The organism is Rubrivirga sp. (genome assembly GCF_965213695.1).
Classification (GTDB): Bacteria; Bacteroidota; Rhodothermia; order Rhodothermales; family Rubricoccaceae; genus Rubrivirga.
The window spans coordinates 3,714,243-3,736,626 of record NZ_OZ243912.1 but is presented as its reverse complement, the minus strand read 5'-3'; the positions used below and the strand labels follow the sequence as shown (position 1 = coordinate 3,736,626).

Annotated in this window: 17 protein-coding genes; 14 read left to right on the top strand and 3 right to left on the bottom strand. The window is 73.2% G+C overall.

All coding sequences use genetic code 11. The features are described 5' to 3' along the window. The first annotated feature begins 3 nt into the window (after positions 1–3). Positions 4–738: an FkbM family methyltransferase gene (locus tag ACOOHE_RS16540; RefSeq protein WP_420455187.1), complete on the top strand. Its 735-nt coding sequence runs from the start codon at positions 4–6 to the stop codon at positions 736–738. Here ACOOHE_RS16540 and ACOOHE_RS16535 read toward each other — a convergent pair. The 3 genes from ACOOHE_RS16535 to ACOOHE_RS16525 form a co-directional block, all read right to left on the bottom strand. Continuing rightward, positions 735–2,012 (bottom strand): metallophosphoesterase family protein, encoded by a 1,278-nt coding sequence (locus tag ACOOHE_RS16535; protein WP_420455186.1) that lies wholly within the window; start codon positions 2,010–2,012, stop codon positions 735–737. The two genes, ACOOHE_RS16540 and ACOOHE_RS16535, sit on opposite strands and share 4 nt — an antisense overlap. A gap of 67 nt (positions 2,013–2,079) precedes the next feature. Further along, positions 2,080–4,914 carry a transglycosylase domain-containing protein gene (locus ACOOHE_RS16530; protein ID WP_420455185.1) on the bottom strand — a complete coding sequence of 945 codons (2,835 nt, stop codon included), beginning with the start codon at positions 4,912–4,914 and terminating at the stop codon, positions 2,080–2,082. Between the two features lie 23 nt (positions 4,915–4,937). Further along, positions 4,938–5,639, bottom strand: a complete 702-nt coding sequence (locus tag ACOOHE_RS16525) for a UDP-2,3-diacylglucosamine diphosphatase (protein WP_420455184.1) — start codon at positions 5,637–5,639, stop codon at positions 4,938–4,940. 470 nt (positions 5,640–6,109) lie between these two features. Between ACOOHE_RS16525 and ACOOHE_RS16520 the strand changes: the two genes are divergently transcribed. The 13 genes from ACOOHE_RS16520 to ACOOHE_RS16460 all read left to right on the top strand — a co-directional run bounded on the left by ACOOHE_RS16520 (position 6,110) and on the right by ACOOHE_RS16460 (position 22,379). Further along, positions 6,110–6,826, top strand: a complete 717-nt coding sequence (locus ACOOHE_RS16520) for a rhomboid family intramembrane serine protease (RefSeq protein WP_420455183.1) — start codon at positions 6,110–6,112, stop codon at positions 6,824–6,826. Positions 6,827–6,845: 19 nt separating this feature from the next. Beyond that, a complete protein-coding gene (locus ACOOHE_RS16515) occupies positions 6,846–7,736 on the top strand; it encodes a rhomboid family intramembrane serine protease (protein ID WP_420455182.1) in 891 nt (296 codons plus the stop codon). Next, positions 7,729–8,886 (top strand): endonuclease/exonuclease/phosphatase family protein, encoded by a 1,158-nt coding sequence (locus tag ACOOHE_RS16510; RefSeq protein WP_420455181.1) that lies wholly within the window; start codon positions 7,729–7,731, stop codon positions 8,884–8,886. The genes ACOOHE_RS16515 and ACOOHE_RS16510 overlap by 8 nt, the downstream gene beginning before the upstream one ends. 64 nt (positions 8,887–8,950) lie before the next feature. After that, entirely contained in the window at positions 8,951–9,919 is a 969-nt protein-coding gene (locus ACOOHE_RS16505) for a calcium/sodium antiporter (RefSeq protein ID WP_420455180.1), read from the top strand. 271 nt (positions 9,920–10,190) lie between these two features. Then, complete coding sequence (locus tag ACOOHE_RS16500; protein WP_420455179.1) at positions 10,191–11,168, top strand: L,D-transpeptidase; 978 nt, start codon at positions 10,191–10,193, stop codon at positions 11,166–11,168. 105 nt (positions 11,169–11,273) lie between these two features. Next, the gene (locus ACOOHE_RS16495) at positions 11,274–13,280 is read left to right on the top strand and encodes a cation:proton antiporter (protein WP_420455178.1); all 2,007 of its coding nucleotides are present in this window, start codon (positions 11,274–11,276) and stop codon (positions 13,278–13,280) included. Between the two features lie 22 nt (positions 13,281–13,302). Continuing rightward, the gene (locus tag ACOOHE_RS16490) at positions 13,303–14,451 is read left to right on the top strand and encodes an AAA family ATPase (RefSeq protein ID WP_420455177.1); all 1,149 of its coding nucleotides are present in this window, start codon (positions 13,303–13,305) and stop codon (positions 14,449–14,451) included. Further along, complete coding sequence (locus ACOOHE_RS16485) at positions 14,451–15,065, top strand: DUF4276 family protein (RefSeq protein ID WP_420455176.1); 615 nt, start codon at positions 14,451–14,453, stop codon at positions 15,063–15,065. The genes ACOOHE_RS16490 and ACOOHE_RS16485 overlap by 1 nt, the downstream gene beginning before the upstream one ends. Before the next feature lie 62 nt (positions 15,066–15,127). Then, positions 15,128–17,143: a tetratricopeptide repeat protein gene (locus tag ACOOHE_RS16480; protein ID WP_420455175.1), complete on the top strand. Its 2,016-nt coding sequence runs from the start codon at positions 15,128–15,130 to the stop codon at positions 17,141–17,143. Between the two features lie 173 nt (positions 17,144–17,316). Then, positions 17,317–18,255 carry a calcium/sodium antiporter gene (locus ACOOHE_RS16475; RefSeq protein WP_420455174.1) on the top strand — a complete coding sequence of 313 codons (939 nt, stop codon included), beginning with the start codon at positions 17,317–17,319 and terminating at the stop codon, positions 18,253–18,255. Positions 18,256–18,344: 89 nt separating this feature from the next. Next, positions 18,345–19,481 carry a flavodoxin-dependent (E)-4-hydroxy-3-methylbut-2-enyl-diphosphate synthase gene (ispG, locus tag ACOOHE_RS16470; protein WP_420455173.1) on the top strand — a complete coding sequence of 379 codons (1,137 nt, stop codon included), beginning with the start codon at positions 18,345–18,347 and terminating at the stop codon, positions 19,479–19,481. A gap of 175 nt (positions 19,482–19,656) precedes the next feature. Further along, entirely contained in the window at positions 19,657–20,694 is a 1,038-nt protein-coding gene (locus ACOOHE_RS16465; protein ID WP_420455172.1) for a LacI family DNA-binding transcriptional regulator, read from the top strand. After that, entirely contained in the window at positions 20,691–22,379 is a 1,689-nt protein-coding gene (locus ACOOHE_RS16460) for a peptidylprolyl isomerase (protein WP_420455171.1), read from the top strand. The genes ACOOHE_RS16465 and ACOOHE_RS16460 overlap by 4 nt, the downstream gene beginning before the upstream one ends. Positions 22,380–22,384: the final 5 nt, after the last annotated feature.

Below are 22,384 nucleotides of genomic sequence, written 5' to 3'. Positions count from 1 at the left end.
CCCATGAAGCTCCCCATCGGCCGCGTCCACGACCTGCTCCGGCGGTTCGGGTACGAGGTAATCCCGTTCCCCGCCGACCGCCTGCTCCGGCGGTCTCCCGACGTGCTCCTCGACGTCGGCGCGAACGAGGGCCAGTTCGCGCAGGCATTCCGCCAGCGCGGCTTCGAGGGACGGATCGTCTCGTTCGAGCCCGTCCCCGCCGTGTTCGAGCGGCTCACCCGGGCGGCCGAGGACGACGCCCGGTGGGAGGTCCGGAACCAGGCGCTCGGCGCCGACGCCGGCCGGCTCCCGATCCACGTGGCCAACTACGACGCGAGCAGCTCGCTGCTGCCGCCGGCGGCCCGGATGGGCGAGGTCGCCGACTTCCTCTCGTTCCAGGAGACCGCCGAGGTCGCCGTGTGCCGGCTCGACGACGTGTTCGACGACGTGTGCCGGCCCGGCGAGCGCGTCGCGATGAAGGTGGACACCCAGGGGTACGAGAGCGCGGTCCTGGCCGGCGCCGAGGGCGCGCTCGGCCGGATCGACGCGGTCCAGCTCGAGCTCTCGTTCCTCCCGCTCTACGAGGGTGAGCCGCCGGCCGAGGTCGTGATGGGCTGGATGCGCGAGCGCGGGTTCGTGCCGGCCTACGTCGCGCCGGCCTTCGTCGAGAAGCCGTCGCGCCAGTGGCTCCAGGCCGATGTCCTCTTCGTCCGGGACAAGACCGGCTCAGCGGAGACCGGCTTGGCAGAGACCAGCTAGGCGCCCGCCGCGTCCACCTCGCGCTCGATCTCGAGGGCCGCGGCCACCAAGTCGTCCTTGAGCTTGGCCAGCGTCTCGTGCTGGTCGACGTAGCGCTCGACGGCCTCCTTCAGCGACGTGTCGGTGCGGACGACCGTCCGCTGGCGGCGCTCGACGGCGTCGAGCTCGCGCTCGACCGCCGCGATCGTGTCGGCGTCGGCCAGCGCCGCGCGGACGGCCGCCTCGTCGACGGCCGGCTGCTCCTCGCCGACCCGGTACCGCACGCGGACGACGGCGTCGGCGATGTCATGGCGGGCGATCTCCGCGAGAACAGCCGCCGTCGGGTCCGGGGCCTCGGTCGCGTCGACGGCGATGGGCACGAACCGGCGCGCGGGCGTCGGGACGAACTCGAACGTGGTCCGGCGCCCCGGCGCCCCGGCCGGGTCGATGTCGACGAGCACGAACCCCTTCTCGGCGTCGTGCTCCTTGAACGAGATCCGCTCGATGGACGAGCTGTACACGACCGGCGGCCCCTCGCCGGCCGCGTGCGCTTGGGCGTTCCGGTCTTGGAATCGGTGGATGTGGCCGAGCGCCACGTAGTCGACGCCGGGCTGAGCGAGCTGGGCGACGGTGAACGTCGGCTCGTGGGCGATCAGGCTGGCCCGCTCGCTCCCGCTCAGCTCCGAGCCCTGGACGGTCAGGTGGGCGCAGACGACGAGCGGCACGGCGGGGTCGGCCTCGGCCGCACACTGTTGGACGAACGCCGTGTAGTAGCTCTCGATGGTCTCGCGGATCTCGTGCGGCGTCTTGCCCCGGTACTCGTCGCGCGCCAGGATCTTCGAGCGGATCGGCCACGGCAACGCGACCAGCTGGAGCGGCCCGGCCTTGGTCTGGATCGGCCCGCCCGGCTCGCCCTCGGCCCGGAACGTCGGCTGGGCGAACACGTCGACGGCCCCGTCGAGCACGCCGAAGATGTCGACCGACGACGCCTTCCCGAAGCTGACCGGGTGGTCGTGGTTGCCGACGACCATCGCGACGGGGATGCCGGCGTCCAGGACCGGCCGGAGCGCCTCGGCGAACTGGCGCTGCTGGGTCGGCGTCGGGTCCGCGGTCCGGTAGGCGTCGCCGGCGAACAGGAACAGGTCGACGTCGTCGGCGACGGCGCGGTCGACCAGGACGTCGAACGACCGGCGGAAGTCCAGGAGTCGCGTGTTGAGCCCGGTCGCCGGGTCGAGTCGCCCGTGCGTCTCGTAACCCAGGTGGAGGTCGGCGCAGTGGAGGATTTTCAAGGGCAAGGGGGAGGGGGCAAGGGGCAAGAGAGGAGAGGCCCCTTGCCCCCTCCCCCGTGCCCCATGCCCTCGGTCACCAGCCGATCCGTCCGCCGGAGCCGCCGCCCTGGGTCTGGGGCCGGGGCTCGTCGGCGGGCCGGGTGTTCTGCATCCGGTCGAGCATCTCGCGGGCCGGCCGGTCGGCCGACTGGTTCTGGCGGTTCGAGCCGCCGCCCGACGCGCCGCCGCTCCGGCCGGACCGGCCCGATCTCCGCGTGTCGCCCGGCCAGTAGCTCCCACCGGCGTCGCCGATCCGGCTCCGCCGCGTCGGCGGCTGGTAGTCCTCGGGCTTCTCGAGCTCGAGGTCCGGGTCGAGCTGGATGGCCTCGTCGCCCTCGGTCTGGAGCAGGCTCAGGAACGCGCCGACGTTGCGGAGCCCGGTCCGCCCGCCCTGGCCGATGGAGGTCGAGGGGTAGGTGATCCGGCGGTCGTCGAACCCGGTCCAGCTCCCGACGACGAGCTGGGGCGTCATGCCGATAAACCAGCCGTCGGCGTTCTCCTGGGTCGTCCCCGTCTTGCCGGCCACGTCGAGCGGGCCGACGCCGGTGAACCCGTTGAGCCCCCGGCCCGTGCCGGCGTCGACGACGGCGCGCATGGCGTCGAACGTGGTGTAGGCCGTCGACGGGTTGAGCACCTCGCGCGCGACCGGCGTAAAGTCCTCGATGACGTTGCCGTAGCGGTCCTCGATCTGGGCCACGGCGAGCACGATGTGGGGCGGGACGTCCGGGTTGACCGGCCGGTCCTCCTCCAACGTCGGCCCGTGGTAGACGCCGTAGTTGGCGACGGTCGCGTAGGCGGTCACGAGCTCCAAGAGCGAGAGGTCCTGGGTCCCGAGCGAGATCGAGCGGGGGTAGCAGTCGTTCTTGCGGGCCTCGAACGGGGGGCACTCTTGGGCCCACTTCTCGGCGGGCACCGCGATGGCCTTCTGGCCGGCCGAGCACGTCAGGCCGAACCGGGCGAGGCCCTGGCGGTCCCGAGCGCAGTCGAGGACCGGCGGGGCGAGCTCGAGGGGTGTGCGGACGCCCATCTGGTAGGCCGTCCGCGCGATCTCGGCCGTCCCGAAGTGCTTCGTGATCCGGGCCGCGACGACGTTCCGCGACGAGCGGAGCCCCTCGGCGAGGGTTGTGTAGCCGGCGTAGCCGCCGCCCGAGTTCTGCGGCGCCCAGTCGCCCCAGCGGAACGGGCTGTCGTGGACGCCGGACTGCGGGGAGTACCCGTTGTTGAACGCCGTGGCGTAGGCGAACAGCTTGAACGTCGAGCCCGGCTGGCGCCGCGCCTGGCCGCCGTGGTCGTACTTGTTGACGACGAAGTTGCGGCCGCCGACCCAGGCCTTGACCTGGCCGCTCGTCGGGTCCATCGCGACGAGCCCGGCCTCGACCCGGGTCCGCGCCGTCTTGAGCGAGTCCATGAACACGCCGTTCCGGCGGAGCTCGGCGACGGCCTCCTCGGCCGAGGCGCCCTGGGCGGTGAGCGACCGGAAGCGGTCCGTCTCGCGGACGTACTCGTTGACGACGGCCGTATTCCGGCTCCACCAGTACCCGAACGGGTTCGCCGCCGAGCCCCACCCGCGGTCGACGATGCCCTGGAGCCGGTCCATCTCCTGTTCGACGGCGAGGGCCGCCAGCGCCTGCATCCGGCTGTCGATCGTCGTCCGGATCACGAGGCCGTCGCGGTAGGGGTCGTAGCCGTTGGCCTCGGCCCACTCCCGGAACCACAGCCGCAGGACCTCCGCGAAGTGCGGCGCGATGTTGTCCTCGTGGTTGTAGACGTCGAACGCCAGGCGGATCGGCTCGTCGTAGGCCGCGCGGTAGGCGTCCTCGGTGAGCACGCCCTGGGCGCGCATGTTGGTCAGGACCACGTTCCGGCGCGTCACGGCCGCCTGGTTCTCGCTCACCGTCAGCACGTCGCCGTCGGCGTCCAGGCACTCGGCCGAGGTCCCGCCCGGCGCCAGGCACGGGTTGTAGCGGCTGTTGGCCGCCAGCATCCCGATGAGCGTGGCCGCCTCGCCCGCGTCGAGGTCGGCGGCCGGCTTCGAGAAGAACGTCTGGGCCGCCGCCTCGATGCCGTAGGCGTTGTAGAGGAACGGGACCGTGTTGAGGTAGGCCTCCAGGATCTCGGGCTTGGTGTAGGTCCGCTCGATCCGGACAGCGATCAGGATCTCCTTCGCCTTCCGCACGATCGACCGCTCGCCGATGACGAACCCGGTCGCCTCGCGGTAGAGGTTCCGCGAGAGCTGCATCGTGATCGTCGACGCCCCGCGCGCGCCGCGCCCGGTGACCACGTCCTTGATGATGGCCCCGATGGCATAGGCGTCGACGCCCCAGTGCTCGGAGAAGCGCCGGTCCTCGGTCGCGATGAGCGCGGCCGGGACGTGCTCGCTCATCTCGTCGAGCCCGACCCACGTCCGGTTCTCGCCGTCGTAGTACCGCGCCAGCTCGACGCCGTCGGCCGTCAGGACCTCGGTGGCGAGCAGGTTGCGGGGGTTCTCGATCTGCTCGAACGACGGGAGGTCCTGGCTGAGGTACGCGATCACGCCGAGCCCGGCGAACACGCCCAGCCCGACCAGCCCGAGCACGACCGCGAGGGCCCGGCCGACGCGGCGGCGGCGCTCGGCCTCCGGCCCGGTCGGCGGAGGCGGCGCGGCGGGCCCGCTCGGCGGCGGCGGCATGAGCCGGGCGTCGCGCGAGGCCCCGTCGCCTCGGGCGTCGGGGGAGCCGAAGAACGAGGCGAGCTCGTCATCTTCCTTTGGAACGATGCGCCCGGGCGCCGTCGTCGTCTCGGCACGTTGGGCGTCGAGGGCGGCGTGCCGGGCATCGGGGGACCCGAAAAAGGCCTCGAGCTCGTCGTCGGTGTACGGGGTGTCGTCCATGGCGGGGGGCGCCAAGCCGGGGGTCAGAGGGTGGGGGCCGCCGCGAAGGCGGGAGCAGACGCCGTCGCGGCGGCGAACGGGACGGCCGCGCCGTCGCGCCAGCGGCAGAGGGCCGGACCGTCCGCGCCGATGCGGGCGAACGTGCGGGCGCCGAACCAGTAGCCGGGGTTGAGGTAGGTCCCGTGCGGCGTCACGTCGAGGGCCGCGCGGTGGGAGTGGCCGAACGCGACGAGGTCGGCCGAGGTCCGGGCGAGCCGGTCGTGGGCGGCGTGGGCGAGGGCGCGGTGGGCGGCGGGGTCCGGCGTCCCGTCGGTGCCGAACCGGCGGGCGGCCCAGCGGGCCAGGCCGTAGCCGGCGTCGCCGGGCAGGCCCATGCGGTAGAGGCGGGCCATGAGCGGGGCTCGGAGGAGCGGCTGGAGTCGGGAGGAGAGCCGGTCGGCGAGGGTGGCGGGCGCGCCCTGCCCGTCGCCGTGGGCAATATACAGGGCCCGGCCGCCGCGCTCGGCCTCCCACGCGCCCCGCGCGACGGTCACGCCCACGTCGTCGGCGAAGAACGAGCCGTGCCACGGGTCCCGGTTGCCGACCACGTAGACGACCTCGGCCCCCGCGTCGGCCCACTCGGCCAGCAGGCCGACCAACCGGGGCGCCGCCTTCGGGACCAGGTGCTTGTACTCGATAAACTGGTCGTACACATCGCCCATCAGCACCAGCGTGCCGCCGTCCATCACCTCGCGCTCGTGCGCCCGGAGCAGGGCGACGGCGTCGCGCTCGGCCGCGCGCGTCGCGTCGCGCGAGCCCCGGCCGAGGTGGAGGTCGGAGAGCAGGAGGAGCAGGACGGACGGGCCGGGCCCAGGGGAAACGGGGCAAGAAACGGCGCCCTGGGCCCGGCAGTCTCCGCTGCGAGGATTCTTCGCCCCTTGCCCGCGCCGGTCCCGCGCCCGTGGCGGAGCGTGCGCAACTTCGCCGGACCGCCCCCCGTTCGCGGGCTCCTCCCGCCGACCTCCACCGGCACGAGGGGCCGCCCCGTTCTCGCTCCGGTCCCCCACTGTGTCATCCTGAGCGACCGCGAAGGATCTCGACTCGGCCCCCGTGCCCTCCTCGTTGGTCCCGACGAGTCGGGACGTCGGCGTTGCGATCCTTCGCAGGCTCAGGACGACGCGTGGGTGAGACCGCACCTGCTTTCCGCTTTCGCCACGTGCAGAACGCCTACCGCCCGCCCTCGTCGCTCGGCCTGTTCCCGCCGGTCGTCAAGAACCTCTTGATCCTCAACGGGCTGGCGTTCCTGGCCCAAATGATCTTCCAGGCCCGGTCGCCCGAGCCGTTCGACGTGATCGAGCGGCTGTTCGCGCTGTGGCCCATCGGCGGGCCGGAGGCGATCCGGTTCTCGGACGGCGTCGTCGCGTTCGGGTCGTTCGGGCCGTGGCAGCTCGTCACGAGCGCGTTCCTGCACGGCGGGTTCGGCCACATCCTGTTCAACATGTTCGGGCTGTGGATGTTTGGCGCGTCGATCGAGCGGGTGATGGGGTCGAAGCGGTTCCTCGGGTTCTACCTCGCGTGCGTGCTCGGTGCGAGCCTGCTCCAGCTCGGCGTGACGTCGTGGCCGTTCCTGATGGGCGACGCCGGCGGGATCCCGGTCCCCACGCTGGGCGCCTCGGGCGGCGTGCTGGGCGTGCTGGCGGCGTTCGGGCTGCTGTACCCCGAGTCGCCGATCTACCTCCTATTTTTGCCCGTCCCGATCCCGGCCAAGTGGTTCGTGCTCGGGTACGCCGCGTTCAGCCTGTTCGCCGGATTCACGTCGGTCCAGGCCGGCGTGGCCCACTTCGCCCACCTCGGCGGGATGGTGACCGGCGCCGTGATGGTCCTGTACTGGCTGGGCCGGCTGCCCATCCGCCCGCGCACGCTGCTCTCGTAACCCCACCCGCCGCCCTGGCATGGCCGCCGCCGACTCCCCGCTCTTCCGGTTCCAGCTCTGGCGGGCCGCGCTCCCGCCGGCCCTCCGGCTGCTGCTGACCGTCAACCTCGCGACGTACCTGGCGTACGTCGTGCTGGCGCTGCTGGCCGCGTTCGGCGTCCCGGCCCTCGCCGTCGTGGACTGGCTGACGCTGCCGGCCAACCCCCAGGCCGTGCTCGCGCGGCCGTGGACGCCGCTGACGTACGGGTTCGTCAACGCCTTCGGCGGGTTCTTCGGGCTGATCTCGTTCGTGTTCGGGTTCTACTGGCTCCAGTGGATGGGCCGGGACTACGAGGAGAACCACGGGGCCCACCGGCTGTTCGGGCTCTACGTGCTCGGCGCGCTCGGCGGCGCCCTCGTCGGGCTGGCGCTCGGCGCCGTGCTGCCGTCGCCGCGCGGCGTCTACTTCGGCCTGTGGACGCCGGTGACGGCCGTCCTGTGCGCCGTGGCGACGCTGCACCCGGACCGCCAGATCGGCCTGTTCCTGCTCGGGGTGGTCTCGATGAAGTGGATCGCGATCGGGTTCGTGGTGCTGAGCCTGGTGTTCTCGGCGGACCTGACGGTGCTGGGCGCGGCGCTCGCGGGCGTCCTGTTCGCGCGCGCGCAGCGGGCCGGGCGGGACCCGGCGGCGTGGGCGGCCCCGTTCTTCGGCGCCCGCCGCTCGCGCTCGGCGCCGACGCCGAGCCGGAACCCGTTCAAGCGGTCGGACCCCGTCGCGACGCCGGCGGGCCGGCCGTCGAAGCGCGGCGCGTCGGGCGCGTCGGGCACCGCGCTGACGGTCGACCAGATCCTGGACAAGATCTTGGAGAAGGGCTACGAGAGCCTGACGAAGGAGGAGCGGGAGGCCCTCGACCGGGCCAGCCGTGACTGACGACACCCCGCCTCGTCGTCGGCTCTCGGTCGGCTGGGTGCTGCTGGCGCTCGTCGAGGCGCCCGTGCTCGCGGCCGTGGTCACGGGGCTGGCGGCGCCGTACCTCCCGCCGAGGCCGTACTGGTGGGCCCAGCTCGTCGCCATCGGCCTGCCGTACGCGGCCCTGGCGCTGGCGGTGTTTGCTGTCGTGTGGCTTGTCGGCCGTCGGTGGCGGGCCGTCGCGCTCCACGCCGTGCTGTTGCTGATCGTCGGCGTCCGGGCCGGCGGGCCGGGCCGGTTGGCGGCCCCGGCCGACGGGCCGGACGACCTGGTGCTGACCACGTTCAACGTGCCCGAGACCGGCCCGAGCCGCGAGGCCCTGGGCGACTCGGTCGTGGCCTACGTCGGCGCGACCGAGCCCGACCTCCTGCTGATGCAGGACGCCCGCGTGATCGCGCGGAGCGAGCAGCGGCGCCGCGCCGGCGAGGTGGTCCAGGTCGAGGCCGTCCGGACGCGGCTCCCGTACCGGCTCCGGCTGCCGGCGCGGCTGGCGAGCCACCCCGGCTGGCAGGTCAACTCGACCGACGTCCCGTTCTTCGTCCGCGAGGGGTCGGGCGTCGAGGTCGTTGAGCAGGAGGTGCTCATCCTGGGCGTCGAGCGGGACCCCGACGTGTCGCTCGCGCTGAGGTCCCACCTCCGCTGGGACGGCCGCGACGTGGTCGTGTACAACGTCCACCTCCGGTCGTTCGGCTCGCCGAAGCCGTGGCAGGACCCGGACGTCCGCCTGGCGAGCCCCCGGACGTGGGCCCCCTACCTCCGCCGGTACCGCGGCGTCTACGCCCAGCGCGGCGACGAGGCCGCCGAGATCGCCGACCGGATCGCCGACGAGACGCTCCCGGTCGTCGTCGCGGGCGACTTCAACTCGACGGCCGACAACTGGAGCTACCGACGCCTCCGGACGGCCGGCGGCGTCGACCGGGCCGACGCCGTCCAGGCCGCCGGCGGCCGGGCCTGGGGCCGGACGTACCACGCCTCGCGCCCGTTCGTCCGGATCGACTTCGTGCTCGTCGACCCCGCGCTCGAGGTGACCTCGGCCCGGACCACGCCGGTGGAGTTCTCGGACCACCGGCCGGTCCGCGTCGGCCTGCGGTGGCGGGAGGAGAGCGAGTAAACCGGGAACGCGACGCGGGGGGGGCGGGTGAGGGGGAATCCCCCTAGCCCACCGACGAACCCGCATGACGTTGACGGAAAGCCTGCTCTCGATGGGAGGCGGTGTGCTCCTGCTCTTGGCCGGCGCCGAGGGGCTCGTCCGAGGAGCGTCGGCGCTCGCGTTGCGGATGGGGATCACGCCGCTCGTGGTCGGGCTGACGGTCGTGGCGATCGGGACGTCGAGCCCGGAGCTGGTCGTGAGCGTCCAGGCGGCGCTGTCGGGCGAGGGCGGCGTGGCGATCGGCAACGTGGTCGGCTCGAACATCGCCAACCTGGGCCTCATCGTCGGCGTGGCCGCCGTGCTGTCGCCGATGGCCGTCGACCAGAAGCTGGTCCGCCACGACCTCCCGATCATGCTGCTCTCGATGGGCGTGCTCGTCGTGTTCCTGCTCGACGGGACGCTGGCGCGGTGGGAGGGCGGGTTGCTCCTGGCCGCCGCCGTCGCCTACACCGTCAACGGGATCCGGACGTCGCGGCGCGAGGTGCGCGAGGCGAAGGCGGCGGAGGCGGCGCTCCCGCCCGAGGTCGCGGACGCGCTCGCCGAGGCGTCGGTCGGGTTCAAGCGCCACATCCTTCTTGTCGTCGGCGGGATCGCGCTCTTGGTGTACGGGGCGGACCGGCTGCTGGCCGGCGCCGTCGCGGTCGCGTCCCAGCTGGGCGTGAGCGAGGCCGTGGTCGGGCTGACACTGGTCGCGCTCGGCACGAGCCTGCCCGAGCTGGCCACGACCATCGTGGCCGCGCGGCGGGGCGAGGCCGAGATCGCGCTCGGCAACGCCGTCGGGTCCAACATCTTCAACGTGTTCAGCGTGCTCGGCCCGGCCGCGCTCGCCGCCCCGATCCGGGCCACCGGCGTCGGTGCCGACGTGCTGACGATCATGGTCGCCTTCGGGCTCGTCACGCTCCTGTTCCTGTTCACGGGCGGGCGGACGCGCCGCTGGGAGGGGGTCGTGCTGCTGCTGGGCTACGTCGGCTACATCTGGTGGCTGGTGCCGTGAGGCGTGAGGCGTGAGGCGTGAGGCGTGAGGCGTGAGGCGTGAGGCGTGAGGCGTGAGGCGTGAGGCGTGAGGCGTGAGGCGTGAGGCGTGAGGCGTGAGGCGTGAGGCGTGAGGCGTGGACCGGCGCCCGTGGAAAAGTTCCGGGCCACTCGTCGGCTTGCCCCTCGGCAGGGCCCCGCGCGACGGGCGTCCTGTCTGAACTCCGAACTCACGAACCAGCGGGCGCCGTCGTCCGTTACCGGGGCGCCGTTCCCACCCCGGCCCCTTCCCCATGCGCCTCTTCCTCCTCCTCGCCGCCGTCGCCCTGTCCGGGCTCGCGGTGCCGACCGCCCGGGCCCAGAGCGACCGCTCGCTCTACAACCAGGACCGCCTGGCGGAGCTGCTCTACGCCCGCCGTGACCAGCTCGACGAGATCCCGGAGGTCAGCTACCGGTACCACACGCTGGAGCACGAGAGCGGCAACTCGATCCTGGCCCGCCACGAGCTCTACCAAGAGGTCGGCGACGGCGACGTCCAGCAGGGCCGAGACCGGCTCAACGGGATGGTCGCCTTCCTCAACGGCGTCTTTATCCAGGACCTCCGCGTCGGCGACCGGATCGTGCTGCCGAGCGTGATCGACGCGGACCCGCGCGCGTTCAGCCCGTTCCCGCGCGACTACCCCGGCGGCCGGGACTTCGACAAGTTGTTCGTCATCGACAAGTCGGTCCAGGCGTGGGCCGGCTACGAGAACGGCCGGCTGGCGCGGTGGGGCCTGGTCTCGACCGGCGCCGACGGGTCGGAGACGCCGAACGGCCGGTTCAACTTTAACTGGAAGGAGCTCCACCGCGTGAGCACGCTGTCGCCGCCGGGCCAGAGCTGGGACATGCGGTGGGTGTTCAACTTCCACGACCGCCGCGGCATCCACATCCACCAGTACTACGCGCTCCCGACGACGGGCGCCGCGAGCCACGGCTGCGTCCGCCTGATGACGGCCGACGCCCAGTGGATCTACGACTGGGCCGACGGCTGGCGGACGACGAACGGCGGCGCCGAGCGCGGGCTCGCCAGCCGGGGCCGCATCCTGGAGCAGGGCACGACGGTCCTGGTCCTGGGCGACGAGCCGGACGGGACGCCCCAGCGGTTCCGCGACGTCGACGGCGTGCCGGAGCTCATCCGGGTCTCGCTCCCCGACGACCCGTACAGCGTCCGCCCGGGGACCGACCAGCAGCGGCACTTCGACCGGCTCCGCGCGCGCGAGACCGCCTCCTAGCCTCCTCGCGTTCCGCCTCCTCGCGCCCCGCCTCGGCATCGACGCCGGGGCGGGGCGATCTTTTCGGCCCCGGCCGTCTGCCCGGTCCCCTCGCCTCCGCGCTCCATGATCGACCTCCCGCTCGCCGCCGGGCCGCTCCCGTTCGTGGGCGAGCTCGCGGCCCTGTTCACGGCCGGCGTGCTGGTGGCCTACCTGTGCTACCGGGTCCGCCTGGTACCGATTGCGGGGTTCCTGCTGGCCGGCGTCGCCATCGGGCCGGAGGCGCTCGGGCTCGTCGACGACGTGGACCTGGTGGCCCAGCTGGCCGAGGTCGGCGTGATCCTCCTTTTGTTCTCGATTGGCGTCGAGTTCTCGCTAGGCCAGATGGCCCGGCTGGCCCGGCCGATCTTCCTGGGCGGCGGGCTTCAGGTCGCGCTGACGATCGGGGTCGTGGCGGGCCTCCTGGTGCTGCTCGACGTGGGCGTGGGGGCGGCCGTGTTCACCGGCTTCCTGGTCTCGCTCTCGTCGACGGCCATCGTGCTCAAGGTGCTCGGCGAGCGGGCCGAGACCGACACGCCCGTCGGCCGGGTGGCCCTGGCGATGATCCTGTTCCAGGACCTCGTGATCGTGGTGATGGTCCTGCTGATCCCGGCGCTGGCCGGCGAGGGCGGGTCGGCGCTCGACGTGGTGTGGGCGCTGGGGAAAGCCGTTTTGGTGATCGCGGCCGTCCTGGTCGGCGCCCGGCGCGTGGTCCCGGCGCTCCTGGCCCGGATCGCGGAGACGCGGCGGACCGAGCTGTTCCTGCTGGCCGTCGCGGCGGTGTGCCTGGGGACGGCCTGGGCCGTGTCGCTGGCCGGCGTGAGCCTGGCGATCGGGGCGTTCCTGGCCGGGCTCCTGGTGAGCGAGAGCGACTACGCCGAGCACGCGCTGAGCGAGATCCTGCCGCTCCAGACCTTGTTCACGGCGGCGTTCTTCCTGTCGGTCGGGATGCTCCTGGACCCGGCGTTCCTGTGGGAGAACCTCGGGCTCGTCGCGGCCGTCGCGGTGACGGTTCTGGTGCTGAAGACGGCGCTCGCCGCGCTCGGTGCGCGGCTCCTGGGCTCGCCGCTCGGGGTCTCCCTCGCCGTCGGGCTGACGCTGGCCCAGATCGGCGAGTTCTCGTTCGTGCTCGCGCTGGCCGGGGCCGAGGTCGGTCTGTTGCCGGGCGGCGTCGAAGCGGGCGCCCAGGTTCTGATCGCGGTGACGGTCGTGCTCATGCTGGCCACGCCGGGGCTCGTCGCGCTCGGGCCGCGGCTGGCCGCGCTCGGCCGCCGCGTCGAGGACGCCGCGCCGGGCGCGGCCGGCGGCCACGGCCACGGCGTCGACCTGGAGGACCACACGGTCGTCGTGGGGTACGGGCTGGCCGGGCGGCGGCTGGGCCGGGTCCTGGGCGAGAGCGGGATCCCGTACGCCGTGAGCGACCTCAACCCGCAGAGCCTGCGCGAGGCCGAGGCCGCCGGCGCGGCCACCGTCTACGGCGACGCCTCGCGCGAGCCGATCTTGCGCGGGCTCGGCGTCGAGCGGGCCAAGCTCCTGGTCGTCGCCATCAACGACGCCGACGCGACGCGGCGGATCGTGGCCGTCGCCCGCCACCTCAACCCGACGTTGCAGATCTTCGCCCGGACCCGGTTCGTGGTCGAGGTCGAGCCGCTGACCCGGGCCGGCGCCGACGTCGTCGTGCCCGAGGAGCTCGAGACGACGGTCCGTCTGTTCGCGCACGTGCTCGGGGCGTACCTCATCCCCAAGGACGAGATCGAGCGCCAGGCCGCGCTCGTCCGTCAGGACGACTACGGCGTGCTCCGCGGCTCGATCCAGGAGGCCCACCTCATGGTGCTCCAGGGGCTCGACGAGGAGGGCCTGCACACGCGCGCGGTCGCCGTCCGCGACGGGGCCCCGGCGGCGGGCCAGACGCTCGCCGACCTCGGGCTCCGCCAGCGCCACGGGCTGACGGTGATGGCCGTCCGCCGGGGGAGGGAGACGGTCGGGAGCCCGGCCGGCGACTTCCGCGTCGCGCCCGGCGACCGGCTCGTGATGGTGGCCACGGCCGACCAGTTCGCCGCCTCGGCCGACCTGTTCCGGACGCCGGCTGGCTGACGCGCGGGCCTACCTTGCCGCCATGGACACGCCCGACCCCCGCGCCCGCATCACCCGCGTCCAGGCTCGAAACTTCCGCAGCGTCGCGGATCTCGACTTGGAGTTGGGCGACCTCACGGTGCTCGTCGGGCGGAACGGATCGGGGAAGAGCAACACGGTCGATGTCCTTCGATTTCTCCGGGACTGCGTGGCGCGAGGGTTCGAGCAGGCATTGCTCGACCGGGGCGGGCTCGACACCGTCTGCCACCGGGGTAGTACCGCGTTGAGCGTGGGTGTCCAGATCGAGTACGAGGGCTGGACCTGCCAATACCAACTTCGAGAGGGGGCCGACGATCGCCAGGAGGTGGCACGGGCCATGGGAGGTGGAGAGCCTGAGGGGGTGGTCGTGTCTTCCGATGGAGCCGTCACGGGATGGGACTGGACCGAGTCGAACCGCCCGCTTCTGTCTCGGCTCGCCAGCCTCGGCCCCACCGAGCCGGAGGGACGACTTCCGTACATCAGCCCGTCTCATCATGCTCTGTTCGAAGTGGCGGAGAGGGCCCTGCTCCGAGTCAGGGACTACGACTTCCCGATCCACGAGTTGAAGGGCCCCCAGCGCGCTCGGATGACGTGGCCCCTCGACGAGCGGGGGATGAACCTGTATGCCGTGCTGTCGGACATCCTGCGTGGCCCGGACGGCGAGACGGTCCGGCAGGTGCTTCGTCTCGCTGTGGATGGAGCGGGGGGGATCGAGGTGGACGAACTCGGCAACCACTTCCTCGCTCAGGTTCTGTATCCGAGCGGCGGCGATGGGGACACGGCGCGGTCCGGGATCGACCTCGAATCCGACGGGACGATCCGCCTCGTAGCGACGCTGGCGGCGTTGTATCAGTCGCCTTCGCTTCCGTTCATCATTCTGGAGGAGCCTGAGCGGAACGTGCATCCAGGTGTGGCTGCGGTCCTCGCGGGTGTCTTGGAGCAGGCGAGCGCACGAGGGCAGGTTCTCGTCACCACGCACAGCCCCGACCTGATCGACGGCCTCGATGTCGACTCGCTCCGCGTCGTGGAACGAGTCGATGGGGGGACGGTCGTCGGACGAGTTGACGCGATTCAGCGCGGGATCATTCGAGACAAGCTGTTTTCGACAGGCGAGCTCATGCGAGTGCAAGGTCTCAACCGGGAGGAAAGCTGATGCCGCGACTGCTGGCAGTCGTGGAGGGCAGGGGAGAGGAGGTTGCCGTCCCACGCCTGCTTACCCGGGCCGTTCACCGCATCGGGAAGCATGACTGGGTGGTCCCGGAGCGGCTAACGATGCGGGTCGGGGGGCTGCCTGCGTTCCGGGCGCACCTCGGCCGCAACGCGGAGGCCCTCCGCCGTCAGCCTGTCGACGCTGCGCTCGTGCTCCTCGACCTTGACGACGGGTGCCCAGCGGAGGAAGGGCCGAAGCTGGCCGACAACCTTCGCGGCTACGGACTCCCCTTCCCCGTCGCGGTCGTGCTGGCACGCCGGGAATACGAAGCGTGGTTTCTCGCGAGCCTGCCGAGCATCGCAGCGGAGACGACCGACCTGCCTGAAGACGCGCACTACCCAGGCGAGCCCGAGAAGCCACGAGACTGCAAGGCTCCGTTGAGGGCGCTCATGCCTCAAGGCAGGAGGTACGATCCGGTCCTCCACCAGGCCGCGTTCACGAGCGCGCTCGACTTCGACGTTGCCGCCGAGCGCTGCCGCTCGTTCCGCCGGCTCCTGAACGCGGTCGATGAAGTCACGACGGCGACCGCCCCGGTCGTCACGCCCGACCGGCGCTGACGCAAGACGTCGGCGAGTCCAGCGAGCACCCGGCGTATCCTGGCGCGCCCCGATCCGCACCGATGACCCTGACTGCCGAGGACCCCGCCCCCGACGCCGCGCTCTCGCCCGGCCGCCGCCGGGCCTTCGTCGCCGTCCTGGTGCTGCTGCCGGTCCTGTTCTTCGTGCTGCTCGAAGCGGGCCTGCGGCTCGGCGGCTACGGCGACACTTACCCGCTCTTCGTCCCCGTCGAGGGCGTCGACAGCCTGCTGACGCCGAACCGCGAGGTGGCCCGGCGCTACTTCACCCAGACGGCCTCCGTGCCGACGCCGAACCCCGACGTGTTCGCGGCCGACAAGGTCGAGGGAACCGTCCGCATCATCGCCCAGGGCGGGTCGTCGGCGGCGGGGTACCCGTTCTACCGGGGCGCGTCGTTCCCCCAGATCCTGGGCACGCGGCTCCGGCTGGCGTACCCCGACCGCGACGTCGAGGTGGTCAACACGGCGATGGCAGCCGTCAACTCGTTCACGCTGCTGGACCTGGCCGACGAGGTGATCGAGCAGGACCCGGACGCGGTCGTGATCTACGCCGGCCACAACGAGTTCTACGGCGCGCTCGGGGCCGCGTCCACGGAGTCGCTGGGGCGGTCGCCGGGACTCGTTCGGGCGTACCTCTGGCTCCGACGGTTCCGGACGGTCCAGCTCGTCCGCGACGTCGTCGGCCGGGTGGCGGCGCTCGGAGGCGACGCGCGCCCGGCGGGCCGCCCGCCGTCGAACACGCTGATGGCCCGGATGATCGGCGAGCAGAACGTGCCGTACGGCGGCGAGATCTACCAAGCCGGGCGGGAGCAGTTCGAGCAGAACCTGTCGCGGCTGCTCGCGGCGTACGAGGCCGCCGGCATCCCGGTCTACGTCTCGACGCTGGCCTCGAACGAGCACGACCAGCGCCCGTTCATCACGTCGCTCGGCGAGGCCACCGACGAGGCGGCGTGGACGGAGGTGGCCCAGGGCGGCATCGACGCCTACGAGGCCGGCCGGGCGGGGGACGCGCTGCCGCTGCTGGAGCGGGCCACGGCCCTCGACACCCTCGCGGCCGACCCGTTCTTCGCGCTCGGCCACGTCTACGAGGCTTTGGGCCGGCCCGACGACGCGCGCGCCGCGTTCGCCCGAGCCCGCGACCTCGACGCACTCCGGTTCCGGGCCCCGGCCGAGTTCAACGCCGTCGTCCGCCGGGTCGCCGTTGAGCACGGGGCGACGGTCGTCGAGGGGGAGAGGGCGCTGCGGGCCGTCTCGCCCGGCGGCGTCGTGGGCCGGCGCGTAATGCTGGAGCACCTCCACCCGAACCTGAACGGCTACGGCGTCCTGGCCGACGCCTTCTTCGACGCCATCGTCGCCGACGGGCTCCTGGGCGACGAGGCACGGCCGACGCCGCCGGGCCGGCTGGTCCGCCTGGTGACGCCAATGGACTCGCTGATCGGCCGGATGCGGGTGGCCCAGCTCACGGCCGGCTGGCCGTTCCGGCCCGAGGAGTCCCAGCCGGTCCGGATCGACACGGCCCGGACGCCGGCCTACGTCGCCGGCCTGGCTCGGGACGTGATGGGCGGGGTCGCGTGGCTCCCCGCGGCCGACTCGCTGGCGTCCCTGTTCGAACGCGACGGCCGGCTCCGCGACGCGCTCGTCACGCGGCGGGCCGTGCTCCAGGCGTACCCGTTCCTGGCGTCGGCCTGGAGCCAGCTCGCGGCGCTCGAGCTGACGCGCGTCCAGCGCGAGGGCCGCGACGACCGGCTGCCCTACGTGGCGAGCCTGTTCCAGCAGGCCCTCGACCGCGACCCCGACCACGTCCCGGCGCTCGCCGTGTTGGGCGCGCTCGCGTTGCAGGCCGGCGACCGGCCGGCGGCCGTCGGCTACCTCGAACGGGCCCACGCCGTGGAGCCCGACACGCCGCAGGTGCTCTACAACCTGAGCGGGGCCTACCTGATGGAGCGCCGGTTCGACGACGCCATCGCGCTCGCCGAGCGGCTCGTCCGGCTCCGCCCGGACGACCCCCAGGCCCGTGCGCTGCTGGCGGGTCTCCGCCGCGACGCCGCCGCGGCCCGCTGACGACGGCTTGGTGCGGAGGCGACGGGCCTTTTGCGTCGCTCCTCGGGAGGAGGGAGGGGACGGAAGGGAGAGAAACCGTCTCCGGTCTCCCGTCCCCGGTCTCTGTAAGAACTTTGGCGCAAGCGGAGCCGGCCTCCCGCCCCGTCGTTTGGCCCGCCCTCATTCCGTCCCTCATGCTTTCTGACCTCCTCGCGCTGGCCGGCGGCCTCGCCCTCCTCGTCCTCGCCGCCAGCGTCCTGGTGCGGGGGGCCGCCGCGCTCGCGCTCCGGCTCGGCCTGACGCCGCTCGTCGTCGGGCTGACCGTCGTCGCGTTCGGGACGAGCGCGCCCGAGCTGGTCGTGAGCGTCCAGGCGGCGCTGGCCGGGGCCGGCGGGATCGCCGTCGGGAACGTGGTCGGGTCGAACATCGCGAACGTGGGGCTCGTGCTGGCCCTCGCCGTCCTGATCCGCCCGCTCGTGGCCGATGGGTCGCTGTTCCGGCGCGACCTGCCGGTGCTGCTCGCCGTGACGGCGCTGGCGGCGGGGCTGCTGCTCGACGGCGCGTTGGGACGGGGAGAGGGGGCCGCGCTCGTCGTCGGGCTCGCGGCCTACCTCGTGTGGAGCGTCCGCGCGGCGCGCGCCGAGCAGGCGGCCGTCGAGCTGCCCATCGCCGCGCCGACCGGGCCGGCGTGGCGCGACGCGGCGTTCGTCGTCGCCGGGCTCGCCGGGTTGGTGGTCGGGGCCGACCTGTTCGTGGGCGGGGCCGTCCGGCTGGCCGAGGCCGCCGGTGTCTCGAACGCCGTGATCGGTCTGACCGTCGTGGCCGTCGGGACGAGCCTGCCCGAGCTGGCGACGACGGTCGTGGCGGCGCTCCGGGGCGAGAGCGAGATCGCGGTCGGGAATGTGGTCGGGTCGAACGTGTTCAACCTGCTCGGCATCCTGGGCGCCGGGGCGCTCGTCCGCCCGCTCGTGGCGCCGGGCCTCGAACCCGTCGACCTCGCCGTGATGGGCGCGCTGACGGTCGCGCTCGTTGGGATGCTGTGGACCGGGCGCCGGCTGGTCCGGTGGGAGGGCGCGGGGCTGCTGGCGGGCTACGTCGGCTATCTCGTCTACCTCGTCGGCCAGCACGGGTGACCGTCAGGGGCGGATTCGCGGAATCGTAGCGGCCGGCGCCCGAACGTCTCGGCCGGAGCCGGGTACCACCGGCCGCATCCCCCGCCCCGATGGAGCTCTCCCAGGACGAATCGACCCAGGCCGCGCAGGCCCCCCAGCGCCCGCGCCGGCACAGCCGCCAGGTCACGCTGCGCCACACCGTCGACGGCGTCGAGCACGAGCTGGCCATCGGCGGCGGCGCCCCGATCACGGTCCAGTCCATGACGACGGGCAAGACGCACGACGTGGCCGGCTGCCTCGCCGAGATCCGCGAGCTGGCTGAGGCCGGCGCCGACGTCGTCCGGGTGGCCGTGCCCCGGCCCGAGGACGCCCAGGCGCTCCGGGCCATCGTCGCCGGGAGCCCCGTGCCGATCGTGGCCGACATCCACTTTAACCACACCTACGCGCTGATGGCGCTCGAGGCCGGCGTCGCCAAGGTCCGCATCAACCCGGGCAACATCGGCAAGCCCGAGTGGGAGCGCGAGGTGCTGCGCGCGGCCAAGGACCGCGGCGTCCCCATCCGGATCGGCGTCAACGGGGGCTCGCTCGAAAAGGACCTCCTCGACAAGTACGGCTACCCCCGGCCCGAGGCCTTGGTCGAGAGCGCGCTCCGCCACGCCGAGGTCTGCGACCGCGAGGGGTTCGAGGACGTCGTGATCTCGGTCAAGCACTCCGACGTGTACTTCATGATCCAGAGCTACCGGCTCCTGGCCCAAGCGACCGACTACCCGCTCCACTTGGGCGTGACCGAGAGCGGCTCGATGAAGACCGGCCCGATCAAGTCGAGCATCGGGATCGGCTCGCTGCTGGCGGACGGGATCGGCGACACGATCCGGGTGAGCCTGGCGGCCGACTCGGTCAACGAGGTCCGCGTGGGGCACCAGATCTTGAAGTCGCTCCGGCTCGGTCGGCCCGGCGTCAACGTCATCGCGTGCCCGACGTGCGGGCGTCTCGCGGGCGACCTCTTCTCGGTGGTCGATGACGTGGAAGAGGCGGTCGCCGCGAAAAACTTCGACCGCGACCTGTCGGTGGCGCTCATGGGCTGCGCCGTCAACGGGCCCGGCGAGGCCGCCGGCGCCGACCTCGGCGTGTCGCTCGGCCGGGGCCGGGCCCACCTGTTCAAGAAGGGCGAGATCGTGGGGACCGTCGACCAGGGCGAGATCGCCGACGCCGTGATCGACATGATCGAGCGCTGGGACGAGGCGTAAGCGTCTGCCTGGCAAGTACGCGACCGACCCCGCTGCCCATTACTCGGACCCTGACTCTGCAGGCCGAGCCGAAAGCGCTTCCGAGATTCGGCGGAGGCTCAGCTGTTCCCTTGACCGGAGGCGGCGGGTGCGGTATCTAGAGGCGTCTGTAAGCGCTTACGCACACCCTGGCCCCTTGCCCGTCACGATCTACGACATCGCCGAAGGCGCCAGCGTCTCGATCGCGACGGTGTCGCGGGCGTTCAACGGCCACCCCCGCGTGTCAGAGACCACGCGCCAGCGCGTGTTCGAGGTGGCCCAGTCGCTGGGCTACGAGCCCCACGCGAGTGCCCAGAGCCTGGCGCGCCAGAACACGAACCTGGTCTCGGCCGTCGTCCCGATCATGACCTCGGCGTTCTTCATGGAAGTGCTCCGAGGGATCCAGGACCGGCTCGACGCCAGCTCCTACGACCTGGTGGTCTACGCCAGCCGGACGCTCGACAGCATCGGCGGGCAGCTCGCCCGAGCCGTCCAGCCCGGCCGCGCCGACGGGCTCCTGCTCATCTCGACGCCGCTCGCCGACGACCGCGCCCGCCAGATCCGGGACTCGGGCCGGCCGGCCGTCCTCGTCGACGCGCACCACCCCGAGATCGACTCGGTGACGGTCGACAACCGGCGGGGCGGGGCCATCGCCACGCGCCATCTGCTGGCGCGGGGGCACGGCCGGATCGGGCTCGTCCTGCCCGTCGCCGGCTCGGGCCCGTCGGACCGCCGCGAGGCCGGCTACCGGGACGCCCTGGCCGAGGCCGGGGTCGAGGCGGACCCGGACTTGGTCGTCCACGCCGAGTGGGACCTGGTCCACCACGGGTACACCCGCTACGCGGGATACCGCGCGATGCGGGCGCTGCTCCAACGGTTCGAGGGCCGCGACGACGGGCCGACGGCCGTCTTCGTCGCCGCGGACGTGATGGCGTTCGGCGCGCTCCGGGCCGTCCGCGAGGCCGGCCTCCGAACGCCCCGCGACCTGGACGTCGTCGGGTTCGACGACATCGAGCCCAGCGCGTACGCGGGCCTGACGACGGTCCGCCAGCCGATGTACGAGATGGGCCAGCTGGCGACCGAGCACCTGCTCCGCCGACTCGACGCGCCCGGCGCGCCGCCCGCCCACACGGTGTTCGCCCCCGACCTCGTCCTGCGCGAGACGACGGGCGAGGCCGTCCGCGAACTCGCATGACCCGACGCCACGCTCCCCTCGTTCTGGTGGCCGCGCTGGCGGTCGCGGCCGGCGCTCTCGGGGCCGGCTGCGGCCCCGAGGCCGAGGCCTCGCCCGGCGCGGCCGTCGTCGCTCGGGTGGGCGGCGGCGTCGTCACGCTCGACGAGGTGGCCGAGGCCTACGCCGAACTCGTGGTGCAGGCCGGGCTCGACGGCGAGCCCCAGGCGCTCGACGCGGTCGTGACGTCGCTCGTCAGCCGCCGCCTGCTCATCGAGGGCGCGCTCGCGGACGGGGTCGCCGAGACCGAGGCCTACCGCGCCGCTCGGGCGCTCGCCGAGACCAAGGCGCTCGTCGACCGCTACACGGCCCGGACGCTCCGCGACGAGCTGGCCGTGACCGAGGCCGACGAGCGCGAGATGTTCGTCCAGATGAACACGACGACGGACGCGCGGCACCTCTACGCCCGCGACCTCGCGACGGCCCAGGCGCTCCGCCGCCGGCTGCTGGCCGGCGAGACGTTCCAAGCGCTGGCGCGCGAGACCTTCGCCGACCCGGCGCTGGCGGCGACCGGCGGGCGCGTCGGCCCGTTCGGGCACGACGAGCTGGACCCGGCGTTCGAGGCCGCCGCGTTCCGGCTCCCCATCGGGGAGGTCTCGGAGCCCGTCCGCACGGCGACCGGCTACTCCGTGATCCGCGTCGACGCCCGGGCCTCGAACCCGCTCTTGACCGAGGACGAGTTCGCGCGGCGGCGCGGCCAGATCCGCCGCTACGTCGCCAAGCGGAAGCGGACCGAGGCCCGGTTCCGCCTCAGCCGCGAGACCCGCGACGACCTGTCTCCCGAGTTCACCGACGCCTTCGACCGGCTCGTCGCCTTCGCCACGGGCGCCGTCCCGAACCTCGACGCCGAGGCCCTGGCCGCGTGGCGCCGGACCCCGCTCGTCCGGTTCGAGTCCGACGTCCTCGACGGCGTGTGGACGGTCGGCCACGTCGAGGACCTGGCGGCGTCGATGACCGACCGCCAGCGGGCGGCCGTCCAGGACGCGGCGACGCTGCGCGACTTTGTCGAGGGCCTGCTGGTCCGCGAGGAGCTGGCGGCGCGCGCCCGGGCGACCGGGCTGGACGACGCCGCCGTCCAGGCCAGCATCGCCCGGCGGATGGACGACTGGGTGTTCGACGAGGCCAAGCGCCGGCTCCGCGCCGACGTCGACGTGCCCGAGGCCGCGCTCCGCGCCCACTTCGACGCCCACCGCGCCGACTTCGTGACGCCCGAGCGCGTCCGCGCGACGGAGATCCTGGTCGAGACGCGGGCCCAGGCCGACGCGCTCCGTCGCCGGCTGGCCGCAGGCGAGGACCCCGGGGCCCTCGCTCGTGCCTATTCCGTCCGCCCCCGCGCGGCGACCTTGTCCGGCGACCTCGGGCCCGTCACCCGGGGCCAGCTCGGCGCCCTGGCCGATCCCGTTTTCGAGGCCGCGCCCGGCGCCGTCGTCGGGCCGGTCGAGGTGGCCGGCCGGTTCGTGCTCGTCGCGCGGGGTGAGACGCTGGCGCCGCGCCCGATGACGTTCGACGAGGCCCGGCCCGACGTCCGCGCCGCGCTCGACGCCGAGTACGCCCAGCGCCGGCTGACCCAAGCGCTCGACGGCTTGCGCGCCCGCTTCCCCGTCCGCGTCGACCGCGACGTGCTGGCCCCGCTCCTGGCCGCCCGCTAACGCCC

Excerpts from the sequence above, each read along its gene's own strand:
- ACOOHE_RS16540 (WP_420455187.1), top strand. The coding sequence starts at position 4 with ATGAAGCTCCCCATCGGCCGCGTCCACGACCTGCTCCGGCGGTTCGGG.
- ACOOHE_RS16530 (WP_420455185.1), bottom strand. The coding sequence starts at position 4,914 with ATGGACGACACCCCGTACACCGACGACGAGCTCGAGGCCTTTTTCGGG.
- ACOOHE_RS16525 (WP_420455184.1), bottom strand. The coding sequence starts at position 5,639 with ATGGACGGCGGCACGCTGGTGCTGATGGGCGATGTGTACGACCAGTTT.
- ACOOHE_RS16515 (WP_420455182.1), top strand. The coding sequence starts at position 6,846 with ATGGCCGCCGCCGACTCCCCGCTCTTCCGGTTCCAGCTCTGGCGGGCC.
- ACOOHE_RS16505 (WP_420455180.1), top strand. The coding sequence starts at position 8,951 with ATGACGTTGACGGAAAGCCTGCTCTCGATGGGAGGCGGTGTGCTCCTG.
- ACOOHE_RS16500 (WP_420455179.1), top strand. The coding sequence starts at position 10,191 with ATGCGCCTCTTCCTCCTCCTCGCCGCCGTCGCCCTGTCCGGGCTCGCG.
- ACOOHE_RS16495 (WP_420455178.1), top strand. The coding sequence starts at position 11,274 with ATGATCGACCTCCCGCTCGCCGCCGGGCCGCTCCCGTTCGTGGGCGAG.
- ACOOHE_RS16490 (WP_420455177.1), top strand. The coding sequence starts at position 13,303 with ATGGACACGCCCGACCCCCGCGCCCGCATCACCCGCGTCCAGGCTCGA.
- ACOOHE_RS16485 (WP_420455176.1), top strand. The coding sequence starts at position 14,451 with ATGCCGCGACTGCTGGCAGTCGTGGAGGGCAGGGGAGAGGAGGTTGCC.
- ACOOHE_RS16480 (WP_420455175.1), top strand. The coding sequence starts at position 15,128 with ATGACCCTGACTGCCGAGGACCCCGCCCCCGACGCCGCGCTCTCGCCC.
- ACOOHE_RS16475 (WP_420455174.1), top strand. The coding sequence starts at position 17,317 with ATGCTTTCTGACCTCCTCGCGCTGGCCGGCGGCCTCGCCCTCCTCGTC.
- ispG (WP_420455173.1), top strand. The coding sequence starts at position 18,345 with ATGGAGCTCTCCCAGGACGAATCGACCCAGGCCGCGCAGGCCCCCCAG.
- ACOOHE_RS16460 (WP_420455171.1), top strand. The coding sequence starts at position 20,691 with ATGACCCGACGCCACGCTCCCCTCGTTCTGGTGGCCGCGCTGGCGGTC.